This window comes from Pseudoalteromonas sp. meg-B1 (assembly GCF_003173795.1).
GTDB classification, from domain to species: Bacteria; Pseudomonadota; Gammaproteobacteria; order Enterobacterales; family Alteromonadaceae; genus Pseudoalteromonas; species Pseudoalteromonas undina.
Genome location: NZ_QGQU01000001.1, coordinates 1,489,235 through 1,512,430, shown reverse-complemented (window position 1 = coordinate 1,512,430; position 23,196 = coordinate 1,489,235). Strand labels below are relative to the sequence as shown.

Here is a 23,196-nt window from a genome sequence, read left to right as displayed (position 1 = left end):
CCACTACATTGCGCCTCCGGCTCCATTTCGTGGGCGCGCGTGCTGCAAGCGTTATGTTTTAAGAGGTATCGAGTGAGTAAGGAAATTCCGGGTGTGTTTCACGATGATCCGAAAATGTCATCGGAGGATCTCGAAAAGATTGATATCCTCAATAAATGTGAATGCGCTGCAAAATGGAATGAATATGTTAGTCCGGTTAACCGTCATTTTATGCAAATGCAAGATGATGAATGGCCAGCCAAAATTGTTGCCGGGATAAGTTGTTGGTACCACTGGGTAGATGACTGGAACAACGATAATTTTTCGGAGTTTAGCTCTAAACTAGAATCTATTGGTATTCCTGATGAAGCTGAACTCTTCGTATTTTGGATGAAGGAAACTGGTATAAAAACCAATTGGGCAGTTTTTCGGGATAATTGGGGAAACTTCCTTTTTGAAGACGAAGGTTGCATCTTAGTACTTCCTAAGCACGAGGAATCTTTAGTTTTAAGTAACGGCTTAGCTTGGTTAGGTAAGCGATATGCACCATAAACATAACAATCAAAGGCATGGGACGCGAAAAAGCCCGCGCCCATGCTTTAAGCGTTAGGTAGCTATGGGAAGTAAATTGGAAAGGAAGGAGTTAGAACTCTACAAACGAACTGATGAGATTTTACATTATGTGTGGGATCCAATAGGCGTTGCTGATATCCCAGGTGCTAGAGATGAATACCATTCCTATTTGCCTAAAGTATTTAAGCTCGTACTGAACGATTCAAAAAATCATGAAATATCTTCATATTTAGAGAAAGTAGAGTCAGGTTCGATGGGACTTACTCCTTATCCTAAGAAAAACTTAGAAGTTGCAAATCTACTTTTAGAAACGAAGGAATGGATTTTTGAACAAACTACCTAACAAGCCAAGTCAGCGGGAATTTTACTCGCTGAAAAACGCTCATAAAATCCCCTGCTTGGGGCGTTATCTTCCTAGAGGAGAGGTATGAGTGAATTTAAAGTAATAGTCGATGTTCTTAGTTCGGTCGCATCGTTTATTGCCATTACAACAGTTCTTTTTTCTTGGTATAGGAGCGCTCAAAAGCCATTATCTATACAAAGAGTCGTTGTCCACAATAAAAAAGAATCTAAGAGATTTATTCTCGTAGTGAAGAATCATAAAAACTATCCAGTTACCATCAAAGGTATAAATGGATTCTTAAAATCAAAAGCTCAAGTTGAAAAATTTAACGGCTATGAGCCTGAATACAGAGAAATACTATCTCTACATGACTGCATTTTTATCAGTAATGAAGTCTTTGAGATTGCAGCCAATGGGCACACAAATATTAAAGTTGAAGATTCATCTCATATGAGGACAGGTGAAGAGTTTGTGTTTTCGACAAATACATCTCATGGCCATCATGAGCTCAAGTGTAAAAATATTACAAACGTCGAAATGACGGGTGGCGCTAAAGCTTACGGAGTGGAATTTACAAAAGAGTATGATTCTAAGTTTAAGGCAAAACTTAAGTATTTAAGCCTTAAAATTGGTCATAGCATTCGGAAGATAACAAGCAAAGGCATCTGACGCGTACCGCGCAGCTGCTTTGAGCGTTATGTTTACAAGGAAATTCGGCGTATGTTTAAAAAGCTATTTATATTATCGATATTGGTGTCATTATTCGGTTGTCAAAGTACCAATAATTCGAGCGGGGATAACGTAAATATTTACGGAGTTATATTTGCAGTTAAAGTAGATAAAGACGGTAAATTATCAAATCTACGCTTTTCAAAAGCAACTAACCCAATAAAAAATACCGATGTTAATTTTCAGCCACCTTCTAACTATGTTAAAAAAGTGGAAGCTAAATTAGCTAAGCGCCAATTCCAAGTACCTAAAGATGGTGCGGATTTAAATAAAGAATCATTTATTCCATGTTTCTACGTTAAATCAAATCCATCTGACATAAAGTGCTACGGTGATGAGTAAACATAACAAGAAAATAAACAAGGACTTTGCTCCTTCGTCGCTTATTTTAGCCAACAATTTTAAGCCTGTTATTTAGGCGTTATAACACTATGAGGAACGGATGCGTAATTTAATATTATCCCTGATTGTATTCACTGTTGCTGGATGTAATTCGACATCAAATGTTTCAAAAGTGCAGGTACAACCTAAAGACTCTAAATGCGACTTAATTGCTGAGGCTGTAGGGCCTATGGTTGCCACTAAATGGGCACTTAAGGAAATAAATAAAACTCAAAAAGATAAAGAGTTAGGTGATTGGAGAATGCTTGGCTTAGTGCATCATGACGCATTTGAAAAAGCTGGGTTTAGTCTCGATGAAACTAAAGCAATAGCTAAAGAAGTGTATGAAATCGATATATCCGATCAAATGGAGTATGACATTCTTTCTTATCGTTATTTTTATAAGGCACAATGTCAACTACAAGCGAAGAACATTAAACCTTTACCTCTAGCTGATACTTATAAAACTCTGGATCAATGTTGGTACCCTGATAAAAACAAAGGTTTAAATGAAGAGATTTGTTTCAAACAAGTTTTATCCGGTGAAATCGTGTTATAACAAGTCGCTAAACTAGGACAAAATTAAATAAGCTCGTCGCTTCGCTCAATTTTGCCTGTTAGCTAAGCGTTATGTGTCAGGGGCCTGTTGATAATCTAGTCATCTTAAAGTTATAAGTATTATCAAAAAAACTTTCATAAGTATAAATGTTTTAGGTAGGTAAATCAGTGAAACTATTAGAGAAGGATTTTTTAGGTCCGTTAAGTTTGGAAGTTAATGGATTACCCGATGTAAATGCTGTTTATGTGATACTTTCAGAAGTAAATGTGGGTTTTGAACCTCTTTACATTGGTATTGCTTCTAGGTTAAAGCATCGAATCAAGCAACATATGTTTAATGGTTTGCTTGCTGAAAACATTGAAAATATAAGTGATTTATCCATATTTTACTGGGAATTCACTCCTGAGATTAGAGAAGAAGCAAAGGATTTAGAGCGAAAGTTAATAAAAAAATATAAGCCTTCCTTTAACAAGCCAATTTATAATTCTTCAAAACTTGATGTTAAAATTGAAGAGTTTAAAAAAGAAGAAGAACTACGCTCTAAACAATGGTTTAGAAGTTCAATCATTGCATCAATGTCTTTAATTATCACTATCTCTGCCGTTTTTACTTTTTACATGGAAGGGAAAAAAGAAGCTGAATTAAAAAGTGTATTAGAGAAGGAGTTATCAATTAGTTCTGCTAGTTTTTTAAAGAATAAAGAGAAGGCTGAAGCCCAAATGATTAAACTGATTGCAGAGCTAAATGAACAGCGTGAAGCTTTCATGACCCTAGATTTAAATGCACCTGAAGCATTTGCTGCAGAAGTTCCTAAAGAAATTGTAAAACTTAATGCAAGAATTGCATCTATCGAAGCTGGTATAACGAAATTTTCAGACTCTAGACTACTAGAGAAAATGGATGTAATTGAAACTTCTATAAATGGAAACCCAGAAAAGATCTTATCAGTTCCTTTACTTCGTAACGATCTCAGTAACTATAAATTAGTGTCGGATAAAGAGTTATTACGACTAGAAAGAAGCATTGAAAAAATTGATTCACGTTTATCTTTCTTTGTAACAACAACTATTACATTAATCTTAGGTATATTTACTGCCGTAATAGCTCCTCTAATTATTACTTTTGTTCAACGAAAGAATGACAAGTCATCAAAGTAGATTGACACATAACAAGCACTTTAAACGGAACAAAAACAGTTGGCTTTGTTTCGTTCCTCAACAAGTTTAGCCAACTAATTTTGTCCGCTTAAGTGGGCGTTAAGCCTCTTTGATAAATCGGGAATATAAAATGAGATATAAGCACGTCAAAGCCGGCAATGCCGAAAGATACAATCTTGACCAAGGTGAAATTACTTCCATTCTTGCATCTGGTTCTGATACTGATAACAGAGTTTCTATTTTTGATAGCAAACTTCCCAAAGGGAATCAGGCTCCTTGGCACTTCCATGAAATTGATGATGAGATCTTTTATCTAATTTCAGGAGAAATTGAGTTTGGTGTAGAAAACGACGAATTTGTTGCAAATGCAGGTGACCTTGTCATTGCAGGTCCTAACGTAAAAAGGCGTTTTAAGGCCATTACAGACAGTCATTTGCTCGTCATCAATGCTCCATCAGGCCCTTCAGAGGGTTTTATTAGAGACATATCCAGATTCACAAATGATAATCCACCTACTGACTCAGATAGACAGGCGTTTATTGAAAAATATAAAATCCATATAGTCTAGCCACTCTGAAACGCTAGGCTTAACAAGCGTATGTTGTCGGACTGGTTTTCCGCTGCGCTTCAAACCAGCCGCAAATGCGAGCGTTATACGTAATTTAAACTTCAGAGCAAGGATGTCAATTGTCAGTATTTGATTTTACAACCATATTAGTTTTTGGTTTGGGAAGTGTTGTAGTTATGGCTTATTATATTACTCATTTAGCTGAAAGCGGAATAAATGAGCAATCGAAGGTAAAACTAACAAATATAGTAAAAAATTATCGAGCAACACCTACTATCCGTCATTCATTTATCACTTTTACGATGGTATCTGATTACTTATTTGGAGATAAAATATTTAGCTTAAGAGCTTTTTTGTTATCATGTTTTATAAGTCTTCTATGGATGACAATTACTCTTATCATTTGTACGTTTCTATTCCCGACATATACGTCGTGGATTGGACAAGCAAATCTTAGTAAAGTTATTCTTTTAAGTTCATTGCCGTTAGTTTTAGCAGTCCTTGTTATTGATTTTATTTCTGTCTCAATAACAAGGTTATTTATTCGTAAATCTAAAGCAAGAGGAGGCTTCGGGCTTTTATTTGTATTGGCTATAGACTTTATAATTGCAGCAACACTTTTTTATGTCGGAATCACAGCTTTTAAATACGTAGTCATAAATCCAACTTGGTTATCGGTTACCGATTCATTTCCCTACTGGATTCAATTAGATCAGATGCCGGTATTACTTCAAACCTTAAATGATTTAACTCCAGATATGTTAAGTGAAAAGGGCTCTGGAAATTATGATATTAAAGGTGGATTGTATACAGAAGTGGTTTATGCATTTCCAGAAGGTGTATCGTTTTATTCAAGTTTATTAACTTCAGTTTGGCTATGGCTTCATATATTTTCTTATTGTTTATTTAAGTTAACGTTACAAATAGATTTACTAAAAAATTATCTTTTAAAGTTTGTAGAAATTGATAAAAAACCCTTTACAGCATTGGCAATTATGGTCGCTATTTCTTATGTAATAATATCAATAGCTCTAATTATTGCTTTTTCAATCTACAAGTGGATTTACGTATAACAAGTCATTAAAGCAGGAAAATTTACAGTTGGCTGTTTTCACTGCGTTCAACATTTTAGCCAACTATAAATTTCCGCTTAACGAGGCGTTAAAGTGTAGTGGTCTAACGTTGTTGTAATATCCGTTGATATAATCACTCATACTATGTTTAGCCATCTAATATTGTACGCCGTTATTGCGGCTTTTTTATAGCACGGAGGTTGCTTTGAGATATTTAAGCATGTTGCTATTCGCACCTTTAATAATATTTCCGGCATTAGGCGTTGTATTTTTATTCGCTAGTATTTTCTCTGTACAACTAGGTGTCACCCAAAGTGGACTCTGGGAAGCTTACAAGATGATCAGTTTTTTTGGGGGGGTGATTGCATATATGGGTAATACAGTAATTGGTATTCCTATCATTTTCATTCTTGATAAACTTAACCGTTTAACTTATTTAAATATAATGGGTTGTTTACTTTTTCTTGCCTTAGTCTTTGTTATAAAGGACGGTCGCTTATTTTCTTTTAATATTGCATCACCCGATAGTACAAAGTACTTATTGTGGAAATACCTTGGCGTACTTTACTTTTCTATATGTGTTGCAACTATTGACTATCTTATAGTTAAAAATAAGCAGTAGTAAGACATGTTTCTGTCGTGCTTCTTAAATTTTTTTGATAAGTGTGATTGTTTGTGGATTGCATATTAGGTTTACTGTGTACATTGTTGGTTCAGTAAAAATAAAGCTTACACCCATCTTAATTTTTTAGTGATGGATTTCACGTTAGAGGTGCTGGGTTTGAATTAAGCTAACACCGTGTGTGAGTTATTATGTCTAGTGTTTCATGGAGGGTGTATGTTTTCAAAAAGTGATGTGGAAAAACTTGAAAAAGACTATAGGCGGGCTAAGGAGGCGTTACCGGATATAGAATACTTAGGTGGTTATCCTAAATATCCTGAAGTTATTTATAAATTTATGAATGCTCTATGTGCTCCTCCATGGTTTAAAATTGATTATGACCCACGTGAAGTAAAAAAGATCATGTCCAATATAGATATTGCTTCCCATGATAATTTACGTAATGTACTAACAAATGCGAATCGTATTGAACGTTTTGGTGATGGACAATGGGCTGTACTTTTAGAAGAAGATTTTTTTCCTTTAGTTATATCCCGTGCATACGTACTTACGAAAACCTAAAAAATAATTAACACAACTAAACAAGACACCCATCTTTAATTTTGTTTTTTAATTTAGGTAGTAAGTCGATATGCAAGATTTAGTATACAAATATGGACAAAGAGTTATTTCTTTTCTGATCGTTTTTACATTGCTCGTTAATTGGGAAATGTTTTCAATTATAGGGGCGGCTGGATTGACGCTTGCAAATAACTTGCTAATAATTATATGGATTATTCTTTTATCCTGGGGTATTACTGACAACAATTGGTTTCTCTATCCCTCTTATTCCTTTTGTTATTAGTGTTTTTGCATTTGAGTTGAGGCCTTGGATAATGATCGGTATAAACTCGATGCTTTTAATGTTTGCTTTATGGACACATTGGTTAAAGCATGTAATTAATAAACCACCAAAACAAGTACACTAGATTTAATAAAATATTTTTAGTTGCGCTGCAATCTTCATATGACTAAATATCAGAATCTAAACTACAGTTAAATAGCAACCCATTTTTAGTTTAAAATAAATCATTGACATAATATGTCGTGATGGTTACTTTTAATACATAATATTAAAAGGAAAACTAAAATGGAAATTTGGAATTTATTTACTGATTTTATTGTGCAGTCAATCACCTTTTTTACTCAAGAGGTGGGCGTAAGCCAAGCGGCTGCTATTATTTTGTTTACCGTTATTGGGCGATTAGTTTTAATGCCGATTAACCTTGTAGCTATGGTTAACATGGTTAGAAATAAAAAAGCAATTGCCGCACTAAAACCTGAGCTAGATAGCATAAAAAACAACTATAAAAACCAGCCCAGCGAAATCGCAAAATTAACTATGGCGCTGTATAAAAAGCACAACATTAAGTTTATCGATAAAAAAAGTGTGACTAATATGGCAAGCCAAGGGGTATTTGGCCTTGGAACTTTTCAGGCTCTGCAACAAATTGTATTTAATAGTAAGTTTGCTTGGATTGCCAGTATTGCAAAGCCTGATATTGCGCTTTCGTTACTAGTGGGGGCTATTACATATTTATCTATGATGATGATGCCTGGTAGCGCAGAGCAAACCAGCACCTTATTGTTCCTAATTCCCGCAATTATTTGTGTTGTTACTCTGGTTAACTTTCCTTCTGCAATTGGTTTGTACTGGGCTGCATCCAGTAGTACTAGCTTATTGCAGTCATTATTAGTAAATAAATATTTTAAAAACCAGCAAGCACAACAAGTTTTGTAAAGGTCGCTAAACAAAGGAATGGCAATAATGAATATGTGTTATCAGCCCACAGCCGATTTAATGGCTTCTGCACAGTTAACCTATACCAATATGCGTGGATATTATGAGCATTATGGTGTTGATTGGCAGCAACTTAAAATATGTGAGCAAATTTCAGACCTTGAAAATTGGGATGTTTTGTTAAATGGCGATGTAGTGGGTGCAATGCGCTTGGCTTTTGATGATGAGGGGTGCTATATACGTGACTTACAAGTAGATGCTGCGTTTCAAAATATGGGTATTGGTGCTGTAGTAATTGATGAGGGTGCTCGTTTAGCTGTGCACAGAGGTGCTATGCAACTTAGGCTCCGCGTTTTTAAAATAAGCCCTGCGCACAAGCTTTACACACGTTCAGGTTTCAGCATAGATAAAGAAGACGACAGATTTTATTATATGTCTAAAAGCTTAGTTTAATGAGCGTGACTTTTATTTTAAAAATCAATGTTGCTCAGTCACTGTAGATTAATATTCGTTCATTCAAACTGCTATCCCGACAATTTAATAAAATATTTATGGATAGATTATGCGCTTTTTTACAAACAAAACAGCCACACTGAGTGTTTGCTTTTTATTGCTTGGCACGGGTTTTATGCTGATAGAAAACAGTGTGTATCAGTATATTGATAATAATGGTGTTCTACATGAAAGCGTGTTTATGCTCTTGAGCATACTGTGTTTTGCTTTGGGAGTTCTTTTTGTGGTTAGTTTGTTAGCCCGAAAAGTATTCGGTCTATTTAAAAGTGCTAGGGCAGGTGGGCATTAACCGCTGCTGTTATTGCTCATTATTTAAATTAGCGGGTTCTAATAAATTAAATGTTGGTAAGCGCCACTTAAAGCGTACCGATGCCATTCGAATTAAATAGCCTACTACTAAACTTGCAACCACGCTGATATTGTCATCAATGTTGTAGTGGTGTAGCGCTAAGTATAAACACGCGACTATAAGCGCTACGCTTGCGTAAAGTTCATGATGAAGTACTAATGGTGCTTGGCGACAAATTAAATCTCGTAATAATCCACCAAATACACCGGTTACTATAGCTGCGACCACACAAATTCCATAGTGCAAACCCATATTAAGTCCAACTTGGCAGCCAATAATACTAAACGCAGCAAGCCCTAGTGCATCTAGGCGCATAAATATGCCTTTAAATTTAACCACCCATTTTGCCAACCAAGTGGTAACAATACCGGCTAGGCAAGTGATCAGTAAATATTCTGGGTGTTTTACCCAAGTCAGTGGGTAGTTACCTAATAAAATATCTCGCACGCTACCACCACCAATAGCTGTGGCACTGGCTACTAACATAACACCAAACCAATCCATGTTTCTGCGCCCAGCGCTAAGAGCACCGGTCATGGCTTCTGCTGTAATACCTATAATATAAACGATGGTTAATAGCATGAGATGATCGCTTGAAGTTTTAACAATAAAATAAAAACAGGATTGTAGTGATAAAAGTATGCATTGACGAGTGAAAAATTACATTAAAAACAGCTGCTTTCAGATTAAAAAAACTAATGTGATAGCGAGGTGTGAATAGCCTGTTAATGTTACGAAAGCACCAGCTTTAGTATTGAAAGCAAAAAGGACAAATGACCGTAAAAATGCAATAAATCCTGAATTAATTTAAGGTAAAAGAGCGCTGTTGCCTTTAATTTTGTTGCTTCTTAAAAGTGGTTTTACTGAATGAATTAGCTTGAGCCACGTGCAATTAAACGCGGTGGTAGTAGGGTGCTTTGCACTTGCTCACCCCTAATGAGCTTTAATAGGTTTTCAACCAACATTTGCCCAGCAATAGTGGTATTTTGCTCTATGGTTGTCAGCGGCGGATTAATGTAACTGGCAATAGATATATTATCAAAGCCTATCACGGCTACATCTTTTGGTACGTTAATATTGGCTTCTTTTAATGCTCGTATTGCGCCTATTGCTATAAGGTCGCTGGCAGCAAAAAGTGCATTAAAGGTGATGTTATTAGCAATTAAAGAACGCGTGGCATGATAGCCAGACTCTTCGGTAGAGATAGCATTGGCAATTTTACGCTCATTGAGTGAAATGCCGTTTTGTTGTAACGCGTCTTTAAAGCCATTAAAGCGGGCAAAGAATTCGGGGCTATGATCAGAGGCATCGCCTATAAACGCGCAGTCTTTGCGGCTATGAGCTAATAAATGCTCGGCGGCGAGTTTACCACCGCCATAATTATCGCAACTTATGGTTAAATCAGGGCGGTTATCAACGCTAGCCCCCCAGCAAACAAATTTGGTGTTTTGTTCAAGTAAGGTGTTAAATTTAGGCTGAAAATCTATATAGTCGCCATAACCTAATAAAATGATGCCATCTGCACGGTGACTGTCTTCGTAATCTGCCTGCCAATCAGCACTGGCCGATTGAAATGACACGAGTAAATCGTAACCCTCTTTAGCGCAGGCACGAGTAATACTGCCCAGCATGGCTAAAAAAAACGGATTGATTTGCGATTCATCTGAGGTCGGATCTTCAAACAACAATAAAGCTAGGGTGCTACTTTGTTGAGTACGCAGGTTACTGGCGTTTTTATCAACTTTGTAATTAAGCTTTTTGGCAATGTCATGAACCCGCCTTCGGGTTTCATCATTTACCAAGGGACTATTTCGTAAAGCACGAGAAACTGTAGATTGAGACACCCCAGCATAGTGGGCTATATCAAATGAGGTGGCTTTACCTTTCATCACGATTACTTATTTAAGAGGACAATAAGGGGCTATTCTCGTTTATTAGTGATTTTTTTCAAGCTTATTTGTCAATAAAGGCATTTTTTTATTGATTTTTTCATGACACCGGTGTCACAATAAGGACGTTTTATCATTTTGTTGTCAAAACGTATTAGCTACCTTTATTATTAAAGGTAGCCTTTTTTACAGTGATAGCTGCTTTGAGGTGATAGCTCAAAGTAAATAAGTATCAATGATACCCCATTAAAATAATAAGTACTCATTACTTAAACAAAAGAGATAACACTATGGGTTTACACTCTAGCACACACTTTGATCCAATTCTGGTTGCCGATATTGGCGGCACAAATGCTCGCTTTGCGTTGATCACGGGGTTTGATGAATCAAGTAATCAATTTACCATTGAGCATAATCATACGTTTCCAAGTGCTAATTATGGATCGCTCGAAAGTGCTACCGAGTATTACTTATCAACAGTGTCTCATATAAATCCTAAACGCGCATGCCTAGCAGTGGCAGGCCCAATTAACGCAGGCCAAGTTCACTTAACTAACTTAGGTTGGCACTTTAGCGTTAATGATTTCAAACACCATTTTGACCTTGAACAATTAAGCGTAATAAACGACTTTGCTGCATTCGCTTACGCCGCTCCGTATTTAGATCCTTCTCAAAACGTAACCGTTAAACCTGGCCAAGCAGACGACACAGCAAATATTGGTGTAATGGGCCCAGGTACAGGCTTTGGTGCAGCGTGTTTAGTAAGAACTGCACATTCGTCTGCGGTAATGAGTTCAGAAGGTGGTCATATTTCTCTAGCGCCAGTAAATGAACTTGACGCTCAGCTTATTCAAGCACTTAAGAAAGACCACCCACATGTATCGGTAGAAACTGTGTTTTCTGGACCAGGCATTGCTCATTTGTACAAAGCAATGGCTGCAGTTAAAGGGGTCGCTGCAAAGAATTTAGACGCTGCACAAATTAGTAGCTTAGCCAACAGCGGTGAATGTGAAGTATGTGAGGCAACGCTTAATCAGTTTTGTGATTGGATTGGCAGTGTAGCAGGCGACTTAGCGCTTGCTTATGGTGCTCTTGGTGGCCTTTATATTGGCGGTGGCATATTACCAAGAATGCAGGCTCGTTTACTGGAAAGCCGCTTCATTGAGCGCTTTTCACAAAAGGGCATAATGTCGCAATATACAGGTCAAATTCCGGTCACATTAGTAACACAAGACAACATTCCTTTAATTGGTGCTGCCGCGTGTTTGCATACGAGTCAACAGGTTTAATTACGTTGCATACATTTGGAAATAAATAGATGAAAAAAGTCACTATAAATAGCGTTGCTAGTTATGCCGGTGTATCTAAAAAAACGGTATCGCGCGTACTGAATAACGAACCAAATGTGAGCGCGGCCACCCGCGAGAAAGTATTGGCGGTATTTAAGGAGCTTGATTACACACCTAATCCCATTGCTCGAGGGCTTGCACAAAACCGTAGTTTTATTATTGGTTGTTTATACGATAACCCAAGTAAAAGTTATATTACTCGAGTGCAAACAGGCGCATTAGCTGCATGCCAAGAAAACAACTATAACTTGCTGATTCACCCTTGTGAGCTCAGAGGTGAGGCACTTATTAATAATATAGAGCAGCTATTACAGTCATCACGCCTTGATGGTTTAGTACTTACGCCACCATTTTGTGACTTTTCAGAACTGGTTGATTTTTTAAAGTCGAAAAAAATTCCTTATGCTCGAGTGGCTTCTGCTATTTTAGAAGATGACTCTATTTCTGTTACCAGTAATGACGAGCAGGGCGCATTTGAAATTACCGAGCACTTAATAAACCTAGGGCATACCTCTATCGCGTTTATTAAAGGTCACCCAGATCACAGTGCTACACAGCAGCGTTTTAAAGGCTACAGGCGCGCATTAGCAAGCCATGGTATTGAATTTAACGAACGCTTAGTTGAAGAGGGTAACTTTAGTTATCACTCAGGGGTAGACAGTGCGCGTAGTATTTTAGATTTATCGCCACGACCTACTGCTGTATTTGCATCGAATGATTACATGGCAGCCGCCGTGCTTAAATTAGCCACACAGCGTAACTTGCGTGTACCAGATGACATTTCTATTGCTGGCTTTGATAACGCTCCCATAGCGCGTCATATTTGGCCCGGACTAACTACTATAGCGCAACCCGTAGAAGAGATGACTAAACAGGCTGTTACCCAGTTAATTACCCATATTATTGAGCCGCAAGAGTCGCCTTATAAGGTGATTTTAGAAGCAAAATTAATCACGCGAGAGTCAACCGCAGCCGTAAAATAAAACCGCTTTTTCACAGTAGCCCGAGTATGAGTGACGCTTACTCGGGCTTTTTTTATCTGCATTTTTAACCTTCATTATTTGCCGCTAATATTTCACTAAAAATTCACGTTTATTTATTGCACATGTTAAAAAAAATGACTATTTTTATTACTCAGGGTTGACACCGGTGTCATTGTCATGCGTTAATACCCTGACACCGGTGTCAGGGTTGTTGTGAGAGGCTCCCTGGTAGCGTACCTTTGAACGGGTAAGTCAAAGATGCTCAGTACAGTTATTTTCGTGGAGTCTATAATTGTTACTGAGCCTTTATCCTCTAACGAATAGAGATGAGTAAAATTATGTTGCACCCTCGAATTCAAGAAGTCACAGAACGCGTTATTGAGCGCAGTAAACAAACCCGTCAAGCCTATTTAGATCGTATTTCGCACGCAAAAAAACAAACAAGAGTTCGTGCTGGTTTAGGCTGTGGCAATATTGCCCATGTTATGGCTGCGTGCAGCAGCGATGACAAAGCGCGTTTAAAAGCAGATGAGGTGCCAAACCTTGCAATTATTAATTCATACAACGACATGTTATCTGCGCATGTGCCTTACAAAGAATACCCAGATTTAATTAAAAGCATTGCCACTAAATTTGACGCGACCGCGCAAGTTGCTGGCGGTGTACCTGCAATGTGTGATGGCGTTACCCAAGGTCGTGACGGCATGGAACTATCGCTTTTCTCTCGTGACGTTATTGCTATGTCTACTGCGGTTTCTTTATCGCATGACGTGTTTGATGGTGTGTTTTGTTTAGGTGTGTGTGACAAAATTGTTCCTGGCTTATTAATCGGTGCTTTATCATTTGGTCACTTACCTGTGTATTTTTTACCAGCAGGACCAATGCAGTCAGGTATTCCAAACAAAGACAAAGCACGTGTTCGTCAGAAGTTTGCCCAAGGTTTAGTATCTCGCGATGAGTTATTAGAGGCGGAAAGTGCTTCTTATCACAGTGCGGGTACGTGTACGTTTTATGGCACTGCAAATTCAAATCAAATGTTAATGGAAATTATGGGCTTACACTTACCAGGTAGCTCGTTTATTAATCCATACACAGAATTGCGTGATGGCTTAACGGGTAATGCAGTTGAGACCATGCTCAAGCAGCTTACAGAAAACAAAGATGGTCCGTGTTTAGCGGATGTGATCAGCGAAAAAACCATTATTAACGGCTTAGTTGGCTTGTTATCAACAGGTGGCTCAACCAATCATGCAATCCATATTGTGGCGATTGCTAAAGCGGCCGGTATTCAAGTTACATGGAAAGACATGTCTGATTTATCAGCGGTTGTTCCATTACTGACGCGTATTTACCCAAATGGCTCAGCAGATGTTAATCACTTTCAAGCAGCCGGCGGAATGGGCTTCTTAATGCGTGAATTAGCCAGTGCTGGTTACCTTCATACAGACGTAACCACTATTTTAGGCGAAGGTCTTGCACCTTACATGTGTGAGCCACTGCTTGATAAAGACGATAACTTGATTATGAGTGATGCCAATGGCCCTAGTAAAGTTAAATGGGTTGCGTGTCCTGAAAACTCACATGATGAAGAAGTACTTCGTCCTGTAAGCAATCCATTTAGCAAGCAAGGTGGTTTACAGTTACTAACTGGTAACTTAGGTAAGGCGGTTATTAAAGTATCAGCCGTTGCAGAGTCGCATCAAGTGGTGTCGGCGCCAGCAAAAGTATTTAGCTCACAAGGTGAGTTACAAGACGCTTATACCCGTGGTGAGCTTAACCAAGATTTTATTGCTGTTCTTAAAGAGCAAGGCCCTAAAGCTAAAGGCATGCCAGAGCTTCATAAGCTCACGCCGGTAATGGCAACATTACAAGATCAGGGCTACAAAGTGGCTATTGTTACTGACGGACGTATGTCGGGTGCATCAGGCAAAGTACCAGCGGCAATCCACTTAGCACCTGAAGCAGTTGAAGGTGGCATTATAGCTAAAATCCATGAAGGCGATATTGTTACTTTAGATGCGCCAAATGGTATTTTAAAACTGCATGTAAGCGACGAAGATCTTGCACAGCGTGAACTACAAATTAGCCAAGCAAGCCAAACATTTGGTACAGGTCGTGAATTATTTACTGGATTTAGAAATATCGTAAGCAGTGCCGATTTAGGTGCAAGTGCTTTTGGACTTGAATAATAATTAGCCATATTGGGTAATGAGGAACAAGTAATGAGTATTGAAAAAATCTTAGCATCGGCACCCGTTGTGCCAGTGGTGGTAATCGAAAAACTAGAAGATGCCGCACCACTTGCAAGAGCGTTGTACAACGGTGGCTTAAAAGCACTTGAAATTACACTACGTACACCAATTGCTGCACAAGCTGTAAAGTTAATGAAAGCTGAAGTACCAGAGGCTTATGTAGGCACTGGCACTGTGGTTGATAAAGCAAGCTTTAACGCCTCAGTAGAAGCTGGCGCTGACTTTATGGTAAGCCCAGGCGTAAGCGATGAACTGTTAGCATTGGCAAAAGAGTCAAGTATTCCTTTTTTACCCGGTGCAGCAACCCCAAGCGAAGTGATGAACTTAGCAGCGCACGGCTTTAAATTTTTAAAGTTTTTTCCTGCAGAAGCCGCAGGCGGAACTGCGATGATTAAGTCGATTGGCGGCCCATTACCTGATATTACTTTTTGCCCAACCGGTGGCATTAGTTTAGCTACTGCGCCTAATTACTTAGCACTTAACAATGTTATTTGTGTAGGTGGTACGTGGATGTTAGACAAACAACTTATTGAAAATAAAGACTGGCAAGCTATTGAAACGCTTGCTCGCCAAGCATGTGAAGTTAATAGGAGTCAAAAATGATTAATGTAGCAATTAATGGCTACGGCCGTATCGGTCGTAATGTATTGCGTGCACTGTATGAATCAGCGCAAAATAATGAAATTAAAATTGTGGCTATTAACGATTTAGCCCCAGCCAATGTAAATGCTCATCTGACTCAGTTTGACTCAGTACATGGTCGTTTTTCACAGCAAGTAACACTTAAAGATAACACTATGCTAATTGGCGATGATGTGATCACGCTAACGCAAGAACGTGACCCTGCTAATTTACCGTGGAAAGCACTAAATGTTGATATCGTACTTGAATGTACGGGGTTATTTACTTCTCGCGAAGCAGCTAATAAGCATATTGAAGCGGGCGCGAAAAAAGTAGTGGTATCGGCTCCTGGTACAGATATGGATGCTACCGTAGTGCACGGTGTAAATAGCGATGTAATTAATGCCGATAGCAACATTATTTCTAATGCTTCATGTACAACCAATTGTTTAGCGCCTGTTGCTAAAGCAATTAACGATACAGTAGGAATTGAACAAGGTAGCATGACCACCATTCATGCTTACACCAACGATCAAAACTTATCTGACGTATACCACCCAGATTTATACCGCGCGCGTAGTGCGACTCAATCTATGATCCCAACTAAAACGGGTGCTGCAAAAGCGGTTGGATTAGTTCTGCCTGAACTTGCCGGTAAACTAGATGGCATGGCGGTACGTGTACCAACAATTAATGTGTCGTTAGTTGATTTAACGTTTATTGCTAAGCGTGACACAAGCATTGAAGAAATTAACCAAGTAGTTAAAGATGCTGCGTTTGGCTCTATGAAAGGTATTTTAGAGTACAATGAGCTGCCGCTTGTTTCTATCGACTTTAATCATAACCCAGCATCATCTATTTTTGATGCAACGCAAACGCGTGCTGATGGTAAATTGGTTAAAGTAATGGCGTGGTACGACAACGAATGGGGTTTCTCAAACCGCATGTTAGATCAAGTTAAAGCGCTGGGTGCTTATTTATAATTTTTCCGTGTAGTTAAATTTTACTTTATCCAGCCAAGCCACGCACTGCGTGGCTTTTTTTGTGTTTTAGTTAGCCCAAAGTTTGCTAGAATATGCGCACTAGAATAGGGAACTGCATGCCATATTAAGGAAAATAATGCTAAAACACGTCACTAAAAAAATATTTCGTACTAGTCACCTGCAAATCGGTGAGGGTAATATCAGCGGTTATATTGCTTGCTTTTTGGCAATATTAAGTTGCTTAGGAGTGCTTGCATTCCACTTTCCGGAATATTTAACAACTCCAGAATTACGCAAAAGCTATAGCGTTGACTTTTTACGTCAGCTCATGTTTGTTGCTCTTATTATTTCCGGTAGCTTAGGGTTACTTAATTTTGTACGAAATACGAATAAACGTTTGGGTGCCACTGCGTGGTTTTTTATTATACTGGCCATTAGCTTTGGTGGCCCGAATGTTGAAGTGAATGACTTTGCAGATAACACTCCTTATATTGGCTTAGATTGGTTTATATTAGACTTACTAGGCTCTACCTTAATTTTTATTTTAATTGAAAAACTACTTCCGCATCGAAAAGAGCAAAAAATACTTCGTAGTGAATGGCGCGGGGATTTAAACCACTTCTTTGTTAATCACTTAATAGTGGGCTTTGTATTACTGGTTACTAATCATTTTGTGCATTATGGTTTTGGTTGGGCGGTTTCGAGCACACTGCAAGCTTACATAGCGCAAATGCCGTTTATACTACAGCTATTTTTAATTATTTTGGTGGCTGATTTAATGCAGTATTGGACGCATCGTGCATATCACGAAGTGCCATTTATGTGGCGATTTCATGGTGTGCATCACAGTGCCAAAGAAATGGATTGGCTTGCAGGCTCTCGTCAGCATATTTTAGAAATACTGATCACCCGTAGTTTAGTGTTAACCCCTATATTTGTGCTGGGGTTTTCACAGCAAATAATCAGCTTATATGTAATTATTGTTGGTTTTCAAGCCGTATTTAACCATGCTAACGTGAATGTAAAATTTGGGTGGTTAAAATATTTTATGGTTACTCCGCAGTTTCACCATTGGCATCACGCATCCGATAAAGCTGCCATTGATCGAAATTATGCAGCCCATTTCTCGTTTTTAGATTATTTATTTGGTACTGCGGTAAAAGGCCAAGCAGAGTGGCCTAAAGAATATGGTGTTGTCGGGGACTACATGCCTGTAGGTATGCTAAAGCAACAAATTTACCCGTTTAAAAAACAAAAATAGTCTGTAGTTTTAGATTGCGGCCATAAGATTCATGGCCGCATAACAACTATAAAAGCCAACAGACCCTAGTTATGAGGGTTATTAACTAATCCATTCTTCATATAACAAAAAGGCCAACTAAGTTGGCCTTTAAACATAATCTATTGCAAGTAAACTCAACGCAGTTGTCGCTGAAGATACAGAGCTCAGATTATTCGCTTAACGATTAAAATTGAGCGTTATGGTACACGTTTTGTACGTCGTCACAATCTTCAAGCATGGCTAAAAAGCGCTCCATAACTTCAACGTCTTCGCCTTCAATAGGAGCTTCAACTTGAGGTACAAAGGCAATTAAGTCTTCGTCAAATTCTGTAACACCCATTTCTTCAAGTGCTGTGCGGGTATTGTTGTATTCAGTGTGCGGTGCAAATACGGTCACTTTGCCGTCTTCTACTTCAACGTCGGTAACATCAACATCTGCCATCATCAGTGCTTCAAGTACGGTTTCATCGTCGTCACCGTCAAACACAAAAATAGCAAGGTGATCAAATAAGTGTGAAACTGAGTTTTGTGCGCCAATTTTAGCGTTTGCTTTGGTAAAACATACACGTACATCAGCAAAAGTACGTTTGTTGTTGTCGGTTAAACAGTCAACAATAATCATACAGTTACCTGGCCCGTAGCCTTCGTAACGCGTGGCTGCATAGTCTTCACCGCCGCCACCTTTGGCTTTATCAATAGCACGTTCAATTACGTGAGCCGGTACTTGGTCTTTTTTAGCGCGTTCAATTAAACGACGTAGTGCTAGATTGCCGTCTGGATCAACACCGCCATTTTTAGCACAAATATAAATTTCTTTACCGTATTTAGAATAAACTTTAGTTTTAGCACCCGCAGTTTTAGCCATTGAATCTTTTTTGTTTTGGTAAGCTCTTCCCATCTGCGTTTCGCCTTAATATGTATAAATAATTGAAAAAATTTGCAAGCCCATATTCTAAAGGTAAATACGGGGTAGGGCTAGTAAGTATTGTTAGTAGCCAAAAATAAAACAACCCGCATAAGCGGGCTGTTTATTCGTTACAAACGATGAACGTTTGTCAGGTATTACCAAATACGAACGCGTTCTTCTTCTGGTAGGTATAACTCATCGCCTGGTTTTACATCAAATGCTTTATACCAAGCGTCATGGTTACGAGGCGCTTGTGCTCTAAAGCGACCTGGTGCGTGTGTACCACCACGTAATTGGTTTAACATACTTTGCTCAGTACGTTTTTCTTTCCATACTTGTGCCCATGCTAAGAAGAAACGTTGATCGCCGGTTACACCGTCAATTACCGGTGCTTCTTTACCATTTAAGCTTAGTTTGTAAGCATGATAAGCCATGGCTAAACCACCCACATCACCAATATTTTCACCTAAACTGTTGCGGCCATTTACAAAGTTACCTGGAATTGGTTCGTATTTACTGTACTGGGCTGCAAGTTTGTCGGCTTTAGCATCAAAAGCAGCACGATCTTCGTCAGTCCACCAGTTACGTTGTATGCCGTTAGCGTCAGATTTTGAGCCTTGATCATCAAAGCCATGGCCCATCTCATGGCCAATTACAGCGCCAATGCCACCGTAGTTTACTGCTGGATCTGCATTTGGATCGAAAAACGGCGGTTGTAGTATAGCGGCAGGGAATACAATTTCGTTAAACGAACTATTGTAGTAAGCATTAACACGTTGTGGTGTCATGCCCCAACGATTACGGTCGGTCTTTTTCAGCTCTTTTTCTACACTTTCAGCCTGGAAAAACTCACGCATATTTTTTACATTAGTCATTAAATCATTTTTGCTAATGCTTAAGCCTTCATACGATTGCCATTCATCTGGGTAACCAATTTTTGGCACAAACGCCGCTAATTTTGCACGCGCATTTACTTTTGTTTCTGCGCCCATCCAATCTAAGTTATCAATACGCTCACCAAGTGCTGTGCGTAAGTTTTCAACAAGCTCAGACATTTGTTGCTTAGATGACTCAGGGAAATAACGATCTACGTAAATTTTACCAATTGCAAAGCCCAATGAGCTAGTGCCAGACATTTGGCTGATAGCGCGTTTCCAGCGTGGACGTGGCTCTTGCTGACCATTTAACTCTTTTCCATAAAAGGCAAAGCTAGTGTTAAATATTTCTTCAGATAATAGTCGTGAGTTACCATTAATCGCATGATATGTAAGGTAGTCTTTCCATACGCTTAAATCTTCGTTATTGATTAAGTCAATCATGGCTTTAACAGGTTCAGGCTGCGATACGTTTAATTGTGGTACTTTATAACCTGTTTGTGCAAAGTATAAATCCCAGTTAAATCCTGGGTATTGCGCACTTAACTCATCACGTTTTACTTGGTTTAGGGTTAAATCACGATTACGGCGTTTTTCACGTGGCCAATGACCTTCTGCAATTTTGGTTTCAAGCGCTAAAATCGCTTGTGCACGCTCTGTGGTATTATCAACCCCTGCAAATTTAAGCATATCGGCAATATGTGCAACATACGCTTCACGGGTTTTTACAAAACGTTCTGCATCTTCAAGGTAGTAAGAACGATCAGGTAAACCTAAGCCACCTGCACCTAATGACATTTCGTATTTATTGGGATCTAAACGGTTAAACCACATACCGCCACCAAGTGGTGCACTTACACCCGTAAGCCAAGATTGGCCAAATACTTTTGCCAAATCATCAGTAGAGGCAACCGAATTGATGTCGTTAAGCAACGGCTTAATTGGCGTGATACCAAGTTTGTTAAGCGTCTCGGTATCCATGTACGAGTTATAAAAGTCAGCGACCAGTTGCTCTTCGGCGTTTAAGTTGTCACGTGCTGCAATTTCTTCAATAATTTCTTTAACGCGATCTTCACTGCGCTCAGCTAGCGCAGAGAATGCACCGTAACGGGTTTTATCTGCTGGCATTTCATAGTTGTCGTACCATGAACCACTGGCGTACATGAAGAAATCGTCGCCTGGTTTTACAGCTTCGTTACGCGCAGTTAAATCAACCCCAAACGTGCCTAATTCGGCTTGCTCTGTTGCTTGTGGCTTTTCTGCAACTGCTGCTACTTGCTCAGTTTTTGTTGTTTGTGGCTCAGAACAGCCAGTAATAAATGTGGCAGCGAGCGCCGCTGCAATTAAACTCTTTTTCATTATTTTCCCCTATGAATTCACGTTATTTAATTCGTTATATTTTTGTTATAAAAATAGCTACTTGATTGTATTGATAACTTCACTGCAAACAAACCTTTTGAGGTGAATAACCGTACCGGTCGATAAGATGAATGAAATACTAGCAAAATAGCAAAAAAGCACTCAGATACTTCAATCGTACCCGAGAGGCTTAGTTTATTGCGCTTTGGACTGCTTTTGCTGTAATGCCCACATATGAGCATATTCACCATTTTGCATGAGTAATTCATCATGTTTACCTTGCTCTACCACTTCTCCCGCCTTAAGCACGATAATAGTATCGGCATCGGTAATTGTTGATAAGCGGTGCGCAATAACAATACTGGTGTGGTTAGAGGCTACTTCTCGCATAGCGTTTAATATGGCCTGCTCAGATTGTGAGTCGAGCGCGGAAGTGGCTTCGTCAAAAATTAAAATCGGCGATTGCTTTAAAATAGCGCGAGCAATAGCAATACGTTGTTTTTCGCCGCCAGAGACTTTTAGTCCGCGTTCGCCTACCAAGGTTTTATCGCCTTTATCTAGGCTATTAATAAAGTCTGTTAGATGCGCCATGTTTATGGCTTTGTTTACTTCATCTTCACTGGCGCTGGGTCTGCCGTAGTGAATATTTTCGCGTATGCTGGTATTAAATAACACAGTATCTTGCGGCACTATGGCAATAGCTTTACGCAAACTTGCCAAGGTGACTGTGTTTATGGCTTGATTATCAATTTTAATCGCGCCCGATGAAAGTTCATAAAAACGATATAACAAGCGGGCTAACGAGCTTTTACCTGCGCCACTAGCACCTACAACCGCTACCTTAGCACCAGGGTTTACATGAAAACTGACGTTCTTAAGAATAAGGCGTTTACTATCGTAGCTAAAGCTGACATTTTCAAAGCTAATTGCCCCATTTTTGAGTGCTAATGGTTGCGCAGTTTCGCTATCTGCTACTTTGGGTGAGGTATTTAATAACCCAAGCATGTTTTCAAGGTCGGTAAGGGCACGGCGTATTTCTCTATACACAAATCCCAAGAAGTTAAGCGGTAAAAATAATTGGATCATATACGCATTGATCATTACCAGCTCACCAATCGTTAACTCGCCGGTAACCACTTCATTGGCTGCAAGCCACATTAATGCGGTTATGGCACATGCAATGATCAGTGCTTGCCCTGAATTAAGCGCCAGTAACGAGAGTCTGTTTTTTAATCGTGCTTGTTCCCAGGTTGCTAAAAATGTGTCGTAAGTTTGGGCTTCATGCTGTTCATTATTAAAGTATTTTACGGTTTCGTAATTTAATAGACTGTCGATGGCACGGGTGTTACTTTGGTTGTCGGCAGCATTTGACTCACGAATAAAGCGGTTTCGCCATTGGGTAACCGTCACGGTAAAAAAAATATAAATAGCCACAGCCAATAGGGTGATCAGCGCAAACCAAATAGAAAACAAGCTGCCAAAAATAATCGCCACAGTCATTATTTCAAACAACGTGGGCACAATATTAAACATTAAAAAACGCATTAAAAAGCTTAAGCCACTGGTGCCGCGCTCTATGTCTCGACTTATGCCGCCAGTTTGCCTATCTAAATGAAAAGCTAAATCTAATGAGTGCAAATGTTTAAACACTTTAAGTCCAATATCTCGCATGGCATGCTCGGTGACTCGCGAAAATACTGCATCGCGTACTTCACCCAAAAATACACTAGCAAAGCGCAATGCGCCGTACATAATCAGTAATAAAGTAGGAACAAGAAGTAGTGGATTAATTGATTTATCAACCGAATCAATTATTTCTTTTAAAGCCCATGGCATGAGTAATGTCGCGCCTTTAGCACCGATGAGCGCTAATATAGCAATCAGCACACGGCCTTTAAACTTAGTGATATAAGGCCAAAGAGTTTGAACGCTTTGTTTTAAATTCATGGCGTCGGGGCGTTTTACTGAACTTTGTCTGGAGCGCATCGAGGATCTCAGTATTTGATATTATATAAATGAATTAGCTTAAGAACGGCTATTGTATTTTAATTAGCTGCCCTTATATACTAG

At 38.9% G+C, this 23,196-nt stretch carries 24 protein-coding genes; 19 read left to right on the top strand and 5 right to left on the bottom strand.

The features are described 5' to 3' along the window. The first annotated feature begins 72 nt into the window (after positions 1–72). From DK924_RS07205 to DK924_RS07140, 13 genes are all read left to right on the top strand, one after another. The gene (locus tag DK924_RS07205; RefSeq protein WP_109874723.1) at positions 73–531 is read left to right on the top strand and encodes a DUF2947 family protein; all 459 of its coding nucleotides are present in this window, start codon (positions 73–75) and stop codon (positions 529–531) included. Positions 532–595: 64 nt separating this feature from the next. Beyond that, positions 596–895: a hypothetical protein gene (locus tag DK924_RS07200; RefSeq protein WP_109874722.1), complete on the top strand. Its 300-nt coding sequence runs from the start codon at positions 596–598 to the stop codon at positions 893–895. Positions 896–979: 84 nt separating this feature from the next. Continuing rightward, the gene (locus tag DK924_RS07195) at positions 980–1,564 is read left to right on the top strand and encodes a hypothetical protein (RefSeq protein WP_109874721.1); all 585 of its coding nucleotides are present in this window, start codon (positions 980–982) and stop codon (positions 1,562–1,564) included. Positions 1,565–1,615: 51 nt separating this feature from the next. Then, positions 1,616–1,966 carry a hypothetical protein gene (locus tag DK924_RS07190; RefSeq protein ID WP_054200823.1) on the top strand — a complete coding sequence of 117 codons (351 nt, stop codon included), beginning with the start codon at positions 1,616–1,618 and terminating at the stop codon, positions 1,964–1,966. A gap of 100 nt (positions 1,967–2,066) precedes the next feature. Continuing rightward, complete coding sequence (locus DK924_RS07185; RefSeq protein ID WP_109874720.1) at positions 2,067–2,564, top strand: hypothetical protein; 498 nt, start codon at positions 2,067–2,069, stop codon at positions 2,562–2,564. A gap of 167 nt (positions 2,565–2,731) precedes the next feature. Then, on the top strand, positions 2,732–3,721 hold the full coding sequence (locus DK924_RS07180) for a GIY-YIG nuclease family protein (RefSeq protein WP_109874719.1): 990 nt from the start codon (positions 2,732–2,734) through the stop codon (positions 3,719–3,721). Between the two features lie 130 nt (positions 3,722–3,851). Beyond that, positions 3,852–4,289 carry a cupin domain-containing protein gene (locus tag DK924_RS07175; protein ID WP_009840337.1) on the top strand — a complete coding sequence of 146 codons (438 nt, stop codon included), beginning with the start codon at positions 3,852–3,854 and terminating at the stop codon, positions 4,287–4,289. Between the two features lie 119 nt (positions 4,290–4,408). Continuing rightward, a complete protein-coding gene (locus DK924_RS07170) occupies positions 4,409–5,362 on the top strand; it encodes a hypothetical protein (RefSeq protein WP_109874718.1) in 954 nt (317 codons plus the stop codon). Positions 5,363–5,567: 205 nt separating this feature from the next. After that, the gene (locus DK924_RS07165; RefSeq protein ID WP_146199366.1) at positions 5,568–5,984 is read left to right on the top strand and encodes a hypothetical protein; all 417 of its coding nucleotides are present in this window, start codon (positions 5,568–5,570) and stop codon (positions 5,982–5,984) included. Positions 5,985–6,200: 216 nt separating this feature from the next. Then, positions 6,201–6,545, top strand: a complete 345-nt coding sequence (locus tag DK924_RS07160) for a DUF6508 domain-containing protein (protein WP_109874716.1) — start codon at positions 6,201–6,203, stop codon at positions 6,543–6,545. Between the two features lie 568 nt (positions 6,546–7,113). Continuing rightward, on the top strand, positions 7,114–7,764 hold the full coding sequence (locus DK924_RS07150; protein ID WP_109874714.1) for a YidC/Oxa1 family membrane protein insertase: 651 nt from the start codon (positions 7,114–7,116) through the stop codon (positions 7,762–7,764). A 27-nt stretch (positions 7,765–7,791) separates the two neighbouring features. After that, positions 7,792–8,217: an N-acetyltransferase gene (locus tag DK924_RS07145; protein ID WP_109874713.1), complete on the top strand. Its 426-nt coding sequence runs from the start codon at positions 7,792–7,794 to the stop codon at positions 8,215–8,217. Between the two features lie 109 nt (positions 8,218–8,326). Beyond that, entirely contained in the window at positions 8,327–8,566 is a 240-nt protein-coding gene (locus tag DK924_RS07140; RefSeq protein ID WP_109874712.1) for a DUF3955 domain-containing protein, read from the top strand. Positions 8,567–8,575: 9 nt separating this feature from the next. Here the strand turns inward: DK924_RS07140 and DK924_RS07135 are convergent, their stop codons facing one another. Together DK924_RS07135 and DK924_RS07130 are read right to left on the bottom strand one after the other, a co-directional pair. Next, entirely contained in the window at positions 8,576–9,208 is a 633-nt protein-coding gene (locus DK924_RS07135; protein ID WP_075169453.1) for a trimeric intracellular cation channel family protein, read from the bottom strand. A gap of 290 nt (positions 9,209–9,498) precedes the next feature. Next, positions 9,499–10,515 carry a LacI family DNA-binding transcriptional regulator gene (locus tag DK924_RS07130; protein WP_076920235.1) on the bottom strand — a complete coding sequence of 339 codons (1,017 nt, stop codon included), beginning with the start codon at positions 10,513–10,515 and terminating at the stop codon, positions 9,499–9,501. 290 nt (positions 10,516–10,805) lie between these two features. Between DK924_RS07130 and glk the strand changes: the two genes are divergently transcribed. The 6 genes from glk to DK924_RS07100 all read left to right on the top strand — a co-directional run bounded on the left by glk (position 10,806) and on the right by DK924_RS07100 (position 17,964). After that, complete coding sequence (gene glk, locus DK924_RS07125) at positions 10,806–11,804, top strand: glucokinase (protein WP_109874711.1); 999 nt, start codon at positions 10,806–10,808, stop codon at positions 11,802–11,804. 29 nt (positions 11,805–11,833) lie between these two features. Continuing rightward, positions 11,834–12,847, top strand: a complete 1,014-nt coding sequence (locus tag DK924_RS07120; protein WP_109874710.1) for a LacI family DNA-binding transcriptional regulator — start codon at positions 11,834–11,836, stop codon at positions 12,845–12,847. A gap of 338 nt (positions 12,848–13,185) precedes the next feature. Further along, entirely contained in the window at positions 13,186–15,036 is a 1,851-nt protein-coding gene (gene edd, locus DK924_RS07115; RefSeq protein WP_054201194.1) for a phosphogluconate dehydratase, read from the top strand. 33 nt (positions 15,037–15,069) lie between these two features. Continuing rightward, complete coding sequence (gene eda / locus DK924_RS07110) at positions 15,070–15,702, top strand: bifunctional 4-hydroxy-2-oxoglutarate aldolase/2-dehydro-3-deoxy-phosphogluconate aldolase (RefSeq protein ID WP_054200836.1); 633 nt, start codon at positions 15,070–15,072, stop codon at positions 15,700–15,702. Continuing rightward, complete coding sequence (gene gap, locus DK924_RS07105; RefSeq protein WP_008110546.1) at positions 15,699–16,703, top strand: type I glyceraldehyde-3-phosphate dehydrogenase; 1,005 nt, start codon at positions 15,699–15,701, stop codon at positions 16,701–16,703. Before eda ends, gap begins: the two co-directional genes overlap by 4 nt. A gap of 136 nt (positions 16,704–16,839) precedes the next feature. After that, positions 16,840–17,964 (top strand): sterol desaturase family protein, encoded by a 1,125-nt coding sequence (locus DK924_RS07100; protein WP_010389847.1) that lies wholly within the window; start codon positions 16,840–16,842, stop codon positions 17,962–17,964. A gap of 205 nt (positions 17,965–18,169) precedes the next feature. On the opposite strand, the gene DK924_RS07095 is transcribed toward DK924_RS07100, so the two are convergent. From DK924_RS07095 to DK924_RS07085, 3 genes are all read right to left on the bottom strand, one after another. Further along, on the bottom strand, positions 18,170–18,883 hold the full coding sequence (locus tag DK924_RS07095; RefSeq protein ID WP_008110544.1) for a YebC/PmpR family DNA-binding transcriptional regulator: 714 nt from the start codon (positions 18,881–18,883) through the stop codon (positions 18,170–18,172). Positions 18,884–19,047: 164 nt separating this feature from the next. Then, positions 19,048–21,126, bottom strand: coding sequence for a M13 family metallopeptidase (locus tag DK924_RS07090; protein WP_109874709.1), 2,079 nt, complete (start codon positions 21,124–21,126; stop codon positions 19,048–19,050). A gap of 195 nt (positions 21,127–21,321) precedes the next feature. Further along, positions 21,322–23,112 (bottom strand): ABC transporter ATP-binding protein/permease, encoded by a 1,791-nt coding sequence (locus DK924_RS07085; protein WP_181388751.1) that lies wholly within the window; start codon positions 23,110–23,112, stop codon positions 21,322–21,324. Between the last annotated feature and the right edge of the window lie 84 nt (positions 23,113–23,196).

Coding starts and splice junctions, on each gene's coding strand:
- DK924_RS07200 (WP_109874722.1), top strand. CDS start 596: ATGGGAAGTAAATTGGAAAGGAAGGAGTTAGAACTCTACAAACGAACT.
- DK924_RS07195 (WP_109874721.1), top strand. CDS start 980: ATGAGTGAATTTAAAGTAATAGTCGATGTTCTTAGTTCGGTCGCATCG.
- DK924_RS07190 (WP_054200823.1), top strand. CDS start 1,616: ATGTTTAAAAAGCTATTTATATTATCGATATTGGTGTCATTATTCGGT.
- DK924_RS07185 (WP_109874720.1), top strand. CDS start 2,067: ATGCGTAATTTAATATTATCCCTGATTGTATTCACTGTTGCTGGATGT.
- DK924_RS07175 (WP_009840337.1), top strand. CDS start 3,852: ATGAGATATAAGCACGTCAAAGCCGGCAATGCCGAAAGATACAATCTT.
- DK924_RS07160 (WP_109874716.1), top strand. CDS start 6,201: ATGTTTTCAAAAAGTGATGTGGAAAAACTTGAAAAAGACTATAGGCGG.
- DK924_RS07150 (WP_109874714.1), top strand. CDS start 7,114: ATGGAAATTTGGAATTTATTTACTGATTTTATTGTGCAGTCAATCACC.
- DK924_RS07145 (WP_109874713.1), top strand. CDS start 7,792: ATGAATATGTGTTATCAGCCCACAGCCGATTTAATGGCTTCTGCACAG.
- DK924_RS07140 (WP_109874712.1), top strand. CDS start 8,327: ATGCGCTTTTTTACAAACAAAACAGCCACACTGAGTGTTTGCTTTTTA.
- DK924_RS07135 (WP_075169453.1), bottom strand. CDS start 9,208: ATGCTATTAACCATCGTTTATATTATAGGTATTACAGCAGAAGCCATG.
- DK924_RS07130 (WP_076920235.1), bottom strand. CDS start 10,515: ATGAAAGGTAAAGCCACCTCATTTGATATAGCCCACTATGCTGGGGTG.
- glk (WP_109874711.1), top strand. CDS start 10,806: ATGGGTTTACACTCTAGCACACACTTTGATCCAATTCTGGTTGCCGAT.
- DK924_RS07120 (WP_109874710.1), top strand. CDS start 11,834: ATGAAAAAAGTCACTATAAATAGCGTTGCTAGTTATGCCGGTGTATCT.
- edd (WP_054201194.1), top strand. CDS start 13,186: ATGTTGCACCCTCGAATTCAAGAAGTCACAGAACGCGTTATTGAGCGC.
- eda (WP_054200836.1), top strand. CDS start 15,070: ATGAGTATTGAAAAAATCTTAGCATCGGCACCCGTTGTGCCAGTGGTG.
- gap (WP_008110546.1), top strand. CDS start 15,699: ATGATTAATGTAGCAATTAATGGCTACGGCCGTATCGGTCGTAATGTA.
- DK924_RS07100 (WP_010389847.1), top strand. CDS start 16,840: ATGCTAAAACACGTCACTAAAAAAATATTTCGTACTAGTCACCTGCAA.
- DK924_RS07095 (WP_008110544.1), bottom strand. CDS start 18,883: ATGGGAAGAGCTTACCAAAACAAAAAAGATTCAATGGCTAAAACTGCG.
- DK924_RS07090 (WP_109874709.1), bottom strand. CDS start 21,126: ATGAAAAAGAGTTTAATTGCAGCGGCGCTCGCTGCCACATTTATTACT.
- DK924_RS07085 (WP_181388751.1), bottom strand. CDS start 23,112: ATGCGCTCCAGACAAAGTTCAGTAAAACGCCCCGACGCCATGAATTTA.